The sequence below is a fragment of the Goodfellowiella coeruleoviolacea genome, assembly GCF_024171785.1.
Lineage (GTDB): Bacteria > Actinomycetota > Actinomycetes > Mycobacteriales > Pseudonocardiaceae > Goodfellowiella > Goodfellowiella coeruleoviolacea.
This window is the reverse complement of sequence record NZ_JAMTCK010000004.1, coordinates 558,151-566,645: the sequence shown is the minus strand read 5'-3', so window position 1 is coordinate 566,645 and position 8,495 is coordinate 558,151. Positions and strand designations below refer to the sequence as shown.

8 protein-coding genes are annotated in these 8,495 nt (G+C 71.9%); 2 read left to right on the top strand and 6 right to left on the bottom strand.

Annotated elements, in window-relative coordinates; all coding sequences use genetic code 11:
* From ispG to dxr, 3 genes are all read right to left on the bottom strand, one after another.
* Positions 1-734 (bottom strand): flavodoxin-dependent (E)-4-hydroxy-3-methylbut-2-enyl-diphosphate synthase (gene ispG, locus LX83_RS11435; RefSeq protein WP_253770126.1); only part of this gene is annotated, 734 nt, incomplete at its 3' end.
* A 52-nt stretch (positions 735-786) separates the two neighbouring features.
* On the bottom strand, positions 787-2,001 hold the full coding sequence (locus tag LX83_RS11430) for a M50 family metallopeptidase (RefSeq protein WP_253770125.1): 1,215 nt from the start codon (positions 1,999-2,001) through the stop codon (positions 787-789).
* A 2-nt stretch (positions 2,002-2,003) separates the two neighbouring features.
* Positions 2,004-3,263: a 1-deoxy-D-xylulose-5-phosphate reductoisomerase gene (gene dxr, locus LX83_RS11425; RefSeq protein ID WP_253770124.1), complete on the bottom strand. Its 1,260-nt coding sequence runs from the start codon at positions 3,261-3,263 to the stop codon at positions 2,004-2,006.
* 9 nt (positions 3,264-3,272) lie between these two features.
* Here dxr and LX83_RS11420 point away from each other — a divergent pair, with 9 nt between their 5' ends.
* Positions 3,273-3,665 carry a DUF2631 domain-containing protein gene (locus LX83_RS11420; protein WP_308203953.1) on the top strand — a complete coding sequence of 131 codons (393 nt, stop codon included), beginning with the start codon at positions 3,273-3,275 and terminating at the stop codon, positions 3,663-3,665.
* Between the two features lie 324 nt (positions 3,666-3,989).
* Here LX83_RS11420 and rlmN read toward each other — a convergent pair whose 3' ends face one another.
* Positions 3,990-5,111, bottom strand: coding sequence for a 23S rRNA (adenine(2503)-C(2))-methyltransferase RlmN (rlmN, locus tag LX83_RS11415; protein WP_253770123.1), 1,122 nt, complete (start codon positions 5,109-5,111; stop codon positions 3,990-3,992).
* 345 nt (positions 5,112-5,456) lie between these two features.
* On the opposite strand from rlmN, the gene LX83_RS11410 reads away from it, so the two are divergent.
* Entirely contained in the window at positions 5,457-6,302 is an 846-nt protein-coding gene (locus tag LX83_RS11410; RefSeq protein ID WP_253770122.1) for a PadR family transcriptional regulator, read from the top strand.
* Positions 6,303-6,343: 41 nt separating this feature from the next.
* On the opposite strand, the gene LX83_RS11405 is transcribed toward LX83_RS11410, so the two are convergent.
* Positions 6,344-7,090, bottom strand: a complete 747-nt coding sequence (locus LX83_RS11405) for a class I SAM-dependent methyltransferase (RefSeq protein ID WP_253770121.1) — start codon at positions 7,088-7,090, stop codon at positions 6,344-6,346.
* Positions 7,091-7,586: 496 nt separating this feature from the next.
* A complete protein-coding gene (locus tag LX83_RS11400) occupies positions 7,587-8,459 on the bottom strand; it encodes a phosphatidate cytidylyltransferase (RefSeq protein WP_407649524.1) in 873 nt (290 codons plus the stop codon).
* Between the last annotated feature and the right edge of the window lie 36 nt (positions 8,460-8,495).

Genomic DNA, 8,495 nt, shown 5'->3' with positions numbered 1-8,495 from the left:
CCGATGCCCTGCCGCAGCAGCGCGCCGAAGGCCACCGCCGACTTGATGGTGCCCTGGAACGCCGGCCCCGCCTCGGTCACCCCCAGGTGCAGCGGGTAGTCGCAGGACTCGGCCAGTAACTCGTAGGCCCGCACCATGACCACCGGGTCGTTGTGCTTGACCGAGATCTTGATGTCGTGGAAGTCGTGCTCGGCGAACAGCGAGGCCTCCCACAGCGCCGACTCCACCAGCGCCTCGGGCGTGGCCTTGCCGTACTTGGCCAGCAGCCGAGGGTCCAGCGAGCCCGCGTTGACCCCGATCCGGATCGGCGTGCCGTGGTCCTTGGCGGCCTGCGCGATCTCCTTGACCTTGTCGTCGAACTTCTTGATGTTGCCCGGGTTCACCCGCACCGCGGCACACCCGGCCTCGATCGCGGCGAACACGTACTTGGGCTGGAAGTGGATGTCGGCGATCACCGGGATCTGCGACTTGCGCGCGATCGCCGGCAGCGCGTCCGCGTCGTCCTGCGACGGGCAGGCCACCCGCACGATGTCACAGCCGGCCGCGGTCAACTCCGCGATCTGCTGCAGCGTGGCGTTGACATCCGCGGTGACCGTGGTGGTCATCGACTGCACCGAGATGGGGTGGTCGCTGCCCACGCCGACCGAGCCGACCATCAGCTGACGGGTCTTGCGCCGCTCGGCGAGCACCGGAGGCGGCAGCGCGGGCATCCCCAACAGCACACCGTCGGTCATGGCGAACCGCACCTTCCTCACAAGTCTTTCTGGCTGGTCAGCTGGGCTGTAGTCAGCTGGGCAGCCGAATGGGGTTGATGATGTCGGCGGTCACCGTCAGCAGCACCATGGCGCCGCCGAGGAAGACCATCACGTAGGTCAGCGGGAGCAGCTTGGTGTAGTCGACCGGTCCGCCGGCCGGCTTGCCGCGCAGCCGCCGCAGCCAGTCCCGGACCCGCTCGTAGACGTTCACCGCGATGTGCCCGCCGTCCATGGGCAGCAGTGGCAGCAGGTTGAACACACCCATGAAGAAGTTCAGGCTGGCCAGCAGCAGCAGGAACAGCCACCAGATGCCCTGCTCGGCGGCCTCGCCACCGATCCTGGTGGCGCCGACCACGCTCACCGGGCTGTTCGGGTCGCGTTCCTCGCCCATGATGGCACTGACCACGGCCGGCAGCTTCTCCGGCAGGCGCAGCAGGCCCTGCCAGGTGTTCTCGAACATCATGCCGGTGAACCGCACGCTGGCCGGCACGGCGGTGAGCCCGTTGTAGGTGAGCTGGGTGGGGAACTGCACACCCAGCGCGCCGGTCTCGGCCAGCACGATCTTGCCGTCGGCGGCCCTGGTGCGCCGCTCCACGGCGGCCACGTCCACGGTCAGGGTGCGCTGCTCGCCGTCACGCAGCACGGTCACCTCGGTCTGGCCGCGGTGCGTGCTCAGCTCGGCCTGCACGTCCACGTAGGTGGGGGTGGTCTTGCCGGCCACCGCCACGATCTGGTCGCCCTCCTGGATGCCGGCGGCCTTGGCCGGCGCCGGGTCGGTGCCCGGGGTGCAGGGGGCGTACTCGCCGGTGTTGACGTCCTGGGTGCGCGCCACGCAGTCGGCGGCCTGGGACACGATCGCCTTGTCGTTGGGCAGCCCGGTGGTCATCGCGGCCAGGTACAGCACCACGAAACCCAGGATGAACTGGGTGAACGCGCCGGCGGCCAGCACCACCACCCGCTTCCAGACGCGCTGGCGGTAGAACGCCCTGGGCGCGTCCTCGGCGGGCACCTCGTCCAGCCCGGTCATGCCGACGATCTCGCAGAACCCGCCCAGCGGGATGACCTTGAAGCCGTACTCGGTCTCACCCCGCCGGAACGAGAACAGCTTGGGGCCGAAGCCGATGAAGTACCTGGTGACCTTCATGCCGAACGCCTTGGCGGTCAGCAGGTGACCGAACTCGTGCAGTGCGACGGACACCCCGATGCCCAGCGCGAACAGCACGATCCCCAGGATGTACCAGAACAACCTCAGTCCCTTCCTGACCGGACCGCCGCGGCGAGCCGTTCCTGCGCGTGGGCGCGCGCCCACTGCTCGGCGGCCAGCACCTCGTCCACGGACGCGGGCTCGGCGCGCCACTGGTCCGCCTCGGCGAGAACCCCCTGCACGGTCTCCATGATGCTGGTGAAGCCCGTCTGACCGGCCAGGAAGCCCGCCACGGCCTCCTCGTTGGCCGCGTTGTAGACCGCGGGCAGGCACCCACCGCCGATGCCGGCCTGCCTGGCGAGTTGGACCGCGGGAAACGTCTCGTTGTCCAGCGGCTCGAACGTCCACGCGGTCGGCATCTCGAAGGTACACGGCTTGGCCGCGCCGGCGACGCGGTTGGGCCAGTCCAGCCCGAGCGCGATGGGCAGCCGCATGTCCGGCGGGCTGGCCTGGGCCAGGGTGGAGCCGTCGGTGAACGTGACCATGGAGTGCACGATCGACTGCGGGTGCACGACCACGTCGATGCGGTCGTAGGGCACGCCGAACAGCAGGTGCGCCTCGATCAGCTCCAGGCCCTTGTTGACCAGGGTGGCCGAGTTCACGGTCACCACCGGGCCCATCGCCCAGGTGGGGTGGGCCAGTGCCTGCTCCACGGTGACGTCGACCAGTTCCGCGGCGGAACGCCCCCGGAACGGGCCGCCCGAGGCGGTGAGCACCAGCCGGGCCACCTCGTCCTCCCGGCCGCCGCGCAGGCACTGCGCCAGCGCCGAGTGCTCGGAGTCGACCGGCACGATCTGGCCGGGCGCGGCCGCGGCCAGCACCAGCGGCCCGCCCGCGACCAGCGACTCCTTGTTGGCCAGGGCCAGGCTGGCGCCGGTGGCCAGGGCCTGCAGGGTGGGCGCCAGGCCCTGGGAGCCGGTGATGCCGTTGAGCACCACGTCCACCGGGGTGGCCGCGATGAGTTCGGTCACCGCGTCCGGCCCGGCGAAGATCCGGGGCAGCCGGAACTCACCGCGCGGATAGCCCCGCTTCTCCGCCTGCGCGTACAGCGCGAGCTGCAGGTCCTCCACGGCGGTCGCCCTGGTCAACGCCACCGCGTCGACCGCGAAGTCCAGCGCCTGAGCGGCCACGGTGGCGGGATCGGACCCGCCCGCGGCCAGTCCGGCGACCCGGAACCGGTCCCGGTTGGCCGCCACGACATCCAGTGCCTGCGTGCCGATCGAGCCGGTCGAGCCGAGAACGAGGATGGAGCGGCCGGCACCGCGCTCGGTGGTGCTCTGGGCCGGTGTGTTTGTGTTCCGCATCATCGCTCATTGTTCCCGACCGGCTACCGGTTCCGGTTGGTGGCCGTCGGCACACTCCCGCTGACCGGGGTCAGCCGCCGGATGTGCGACGATGAGCCGGAAACCGAACAGCACCACTACAACGAGGGCACTGGAGGGAACGTGGCGACCTCGGAGCTGGACAAGCGTCCCGCCCGGACCGTGGACCCGCATGACGAGCCATCGGCGGAGTGGGGCTGGCACGGCACGTTTCCCCGGGGCATCCAGATCGCCGGCTGGCTGTCGACGATCTTCTGCTTCCTGATGCTGATCGGCAACCACCACGGTCGGACCGAGGACATCTGGCTGATCGGCGTGGGGGTGGCCATGGCCATCGGCCTGATCTACCTCCGGGCACGGCGCCGTACCGCCTGGCGCCGCTGACGCGCGTCGCTCACCGACCCGGCCCGGTGCCCCGCCCCACGCGGTGGCCCCGGGCCGGTCGCGCATCAGCGCCCAGCCGGTCCGCCCCGCTGTCCGCCCCACCACCACTCGTCCAGCCGCCGGTGTCGTGCGACAGCGCCGCGGCATCGACGGCCACGGCCGCGGTCCGCGCCGTGGCCGCCGACCGGATCACCCGCCGCGCGAACGCCGTCGGGCACTCCCTGGACACACCCGCCCGGTCCGACCGACCCCGCACTCCTGCCCCGGGATGCCGATCGACCGTCCCCGGCCGGTGCCCAGCGGATCGTGCCCGGCGGATCGTGCTCAGCCCTCGGCCGCGAGCTGACCGCAGGCAGCGGCGATCTCCTGGCCCCGGGTGTCCCGCACGGTGCAGGCCACGCCCTGCTCGTTGACCCGGCGGACGAACTCGCGTTCCACCGGCTTGGGGCTGGCGTCCCACTTGCTGCCCGGTGTCGGGTTCAACGGGATCACGTTGACGTGCGCGAACTGGCCGAGGTGCCGGTGCAGCAGCTTGCCGAGCAGGTCGGCGCGCCACGGCTGGTCGTTGACGTCCCGGATGAGCGCGTACTCGATGGACACCCGGCGCCCGGTGCGGTCGGCGTACCCCCTGGCCGCCTGGAGCACCTCGGCCACCTTCCACCGGGTGTTGACCGGCACCAGGGTGTCCCGCAGCTCGTCGTCGGGAGTGTGCAGGGACACCGCGAGCCGGACCTGCAGCCCCTCCTCGGTGAGCTTGCGGATCGCCGGCACCAGGCCGACCGTGGACACGGTCACCGACCGCTGGGAGATGCCCAGGCCGTCGGGAGCCGGGTCGCAGATGCGGCGCACCGCGTCGACCACCCGCCGGTAGTTGGCCAGCGGCTCGCCCATGCCCATGAACACGATGTTGGACAGGCGTCCGGGCGCCGGCCGACCGTCCGGTCCGGGCAGCTCACCGTCGCGCATGGCGGCAGCCGCCGACCTGACCTGCTCGACGATCTCGGCGGTGGACAGGTTGCGCTGCAACCCGCCCTGGCCGGTGGCGCAGAACGGGCAGGCCATGCCGCAGCCCGCCTGGCTGGACACGCACAGCGTGGTGCGGTCCGGGTAGCGCATGAGCACGCTCTCCACCAGCGTGCCGTCGTGCGCCCGCCACAGGGTCTTGCGGGTGGTGCCGTCGTCACAGGTGATCTGCCGCACCGGGGTGAGCAGGTCGGGCAGCAGCTCCCCGGCCAGCCGGTCCCTGGTCTGGGCCGGGATGTCGGTCATGGCCTGCGGGTCCGCGGTCAGCCTGGCGAAGTAGTGGTGGGACAGCTGCCGGGCCCGGAACGGCTTCTCCCCCAGGGAGACCACGGCCTCCTTGCGCTGGGCGGCGGACAGGTCGGCGAGGTGTCGGGGCGGCAGGGCGCGCTTGGGCGCGTCGAACACGAGTGGCAGCGAAGTCATGGCACCGTCCAGTGTCTCACGAGCCCGCGACCGCCCGGCCCGGTCAAGGTGTGGCCCCGGCCGGGCCCGGCCCACGCCCGCCGGCCCCGGCTGCCAGCGCGGTCACCGCGCAGATCCCGGCGGCGAGCACGGCGCCCAGGTGGTGACCAGCGGCGGGCCCGCAGAGCGGGTGGCCGGATGGATGGTCGTGCCGACGACCGCAGCCGCGGCGCCTGACAGTTCCGACCCACCCGGGGTGGCCGCCGACACCGCGTTCACCGTTGCATCTCGATACTTCGTCGATATATCGTTGAGCTATCGGCTTGCGGATCCGATCGCGAGCCCGGTTCCCAGGAGGACAAACCCATGCACGAGATGCTCGACGGCCCGCACCGGCCCTTCTCCGGTTCGCGCCGGCACCACCCCCACCGCGGCGGCGGTCGGCACGGCGGCTTCGGCGGGTTCGGCGGCTTCGGTCCCGCCGGTTTCCCGTTCGGCCGCGGCGCGGACGCCGAGCTGCCCTCGGCCCGGTTCACCCCGCCGTTCCCCCCGGTACCACCGGAACCACCCGAGCCCGGTCACCCCGGTGCCTGGCCGGGCGGCCGGTTCCCCGGCTTTCCCGGTGGTCGTCCCGGCCGGGGGGAGCACGGGTTCGGCTTCCCCGGCTTTCCCGGCTTCGGTCCCTGGGGCGGTGGCCACGGCCGGGGTGGCGGCCGGGGCGGCGGTGGCCGCCAGCGACGGGGCAACGTGCGCGCGGCCGTGCTGGCGCTGCTGGCCGAGCGGCCCATGCACGGCTACGAGATGATCCAGCAGATCACCGAGCGCAGTAACGGCCTGTGGCGGCCGAGCCCTGGCTCGGTCTACCCGACCCTGCAACTGCTCGCGGACGAGGGGCTGGTCAGCGCCAGCGAGGAGGCCGGGGGCAAGAAGCTGTTCACGCTGACCGAGGCGGGCCAGGCCGAGGCGGCCAAGCAGCAGGACAACCCGCCCTGGCAGCAGGCCGCCGAGGCGGTTGGCGAGGTGGAGCCGTCCGAGCTGAGCCTGCGCAAGGCACTGGCCCAGCTGGCCGCCGCCGTCTACCAGATGTCCGGCCAGGGCACCGCCGAGCAGAAGGCCCGCGCGGTCGAGGCGGTCAACGAGGCGCGGCGGCGGATCTACGCGATCCTCGGCGAGTCCGACGAGGAGGGCCTCGAACCCGAGCCCGAGTCCTGACCCGTCCCGGCCCCGGCCGCCGGCCCCGGCCCGTGCGGGAGCTAGAGCAGAATCAAGCCGGTCGGTTTGCGGCGGACGTGCAGCCGGTAGCTCACCGGAAAGCTCAGACCGGTGATCTCGGCGATGGCCCGCTCGGCCACGGGTGCGGAGAACTCGATTCGCAACACGGCTTCCAGATCGGCCCGGCGTTCGAACCGCCACAGCGTGGTGACCCGGGTCAGGCTGAATCCGTTGTCCGCGAAAAAGCCCTCCACCTCGTCCGGGTCGTACTGCGGCAGGTCGGCCCGTAACCAGGGGCCGTAGGGCGGGGCGGCAGCGTCCAGATCAACGATCGCCAGGGTTCCGCCGGGCCGCAGCACGCGTTCTGCCTCGGCGAGCCCTGGCTCGCAGCCGGGCCCGAAGAAGTAGGCCGTGCGCGCGTGCACCAGGTCGGCGCTGGAGTCGGGCAGTGGCAGCCGCTGGGCCGGCCCGGCCAGGACCCGCACGTTGGCCAGGTCGCTGACGCGCTGCCGGGCGCGCCGCACCAGCGGGTGATGTGGCTCCACCCCGGTCACGTGGCGCGCGGTGGCGGCGAAGACGGGCAGGTGGAAGCCGTCGCCGCAGCCGACGTCCACCACGTCCCGCCCGGCCCAGTCACAGGCGGCCCGCAACGCCCGCCAGATCGCGCCGTCAACGTCCTGGGCGTGGTTCTCCACCTCGTAGGTGTCGGGCCAGTGCCAGATGTTGGGGCTGGGCACGACATCGACCGGGCGAACGGCTGACAGCGCGGCGCGAACTAGTCCCCTCACGTCCACGACTCTATGTCGGCGGCCGAGCGAAACGGGCAACGATTCTACCGGCGGCTGTCCGCACCGCTCCGAAATGCCCACGATCGTGTCTCGGGTTGTCCACAGGCGCCGCAGCTGTCCACAGCCGGCCGTCACCCCCTCGCCGCCCACCCCCACCGTCAGTAGGCTGGTCCAGGGGACGCCCCCCGGTGAGGGTGGGGGCTGGATGGGGTTGGCGTGGCTGGGGCGCGGGCCCCGGTTTGAGGTCTGCTGTCGCGGCCTGGGTGGCTGCTGCCCCGGCCTGGGGTCTGCTTGTCACGGCCTGGGTGGCTTGTGTCGCCACGGTGCCGGCCGGCTCCGGCACGGTGGCGACGGGCCGGCATCGGCACGGGTGGGCTGGCAGAGAGCAGGCGGCTGGGCGGGCCCGACGAGGGACGCGGCCGCACCGCACGACGCCGGGCGGCACACCAACGGACGAGGCGACACCGGGCTGGGCACGCCACGCACCGCGGTCGGCTCAGGCCGGCACCAGTGCGTGCAGCAGCAGCCAGGACACCACCGCCGAGGGCAGCAGCGAGTCCAGCCGGTCCATCAACCCGCCGTGCCCGGGCAACAGGTTGCCCATGTCCTTGATGCCCAGGTCCCGCTTGATCAGCGACTCGACCAGGTCACCCACGGTCGCCGAGACCACGACGGCCAGGCCGAACAACGCACCCTGCCACCACTGGCCGTCCAGCAGCAGGGTCACCGACAGCGTGCCGCCGAGCACGCCGGCCACCACCGAACCGGCAAAGCCCTCCCAGGACTTCTTCGGGCTGATCGACGGGGCCATGGGGTGTCGCCCGGCCAACACCCCGGCCACATAACCGCCCGTGTCCGAGCAGACCACACCGATCAGGAAGCACAGCACCCGGAACGCGCCGTCCTCGGGAGTGACCAGCATGACCGCGAACGACGCGAACAGCGGCACGTACGCGAGGGTGAACACCGACGCGGTGACGTCCCGCAGGTAACCGTCGACGCCACCGCGGAACCGCCAGATCAGACACACCAGGATGGTCACCACGAACGCGGTGACGAGTCCGGCACGCTCAAACGGCCACGACAGCCAGATCATCGCCTGACCGCCAACCAACACCGGCGGCAACGCGACCTGGATGCCGGCACCGCGCTTCAACGCGCCAGCCAGTTCCACGGTGGCCACGACCACGGCCACAGCCGCGACACCGACGAACACGTACCGCACGGCCAGCAGAGCGACCAGCACGATCGCGCCAAGACCGACACCCACGGCAATGGCGGCCCGGAGATCACGCCCGGCCCGTGACGAGGAGGCACCCGAGCCGTTCGAGGACGGACCGGGCGTGTCGTGCTCACCGCCGGCTGACACCTGGTTCTCCTTAACGCGCTTCCGAGCAGGGATCTG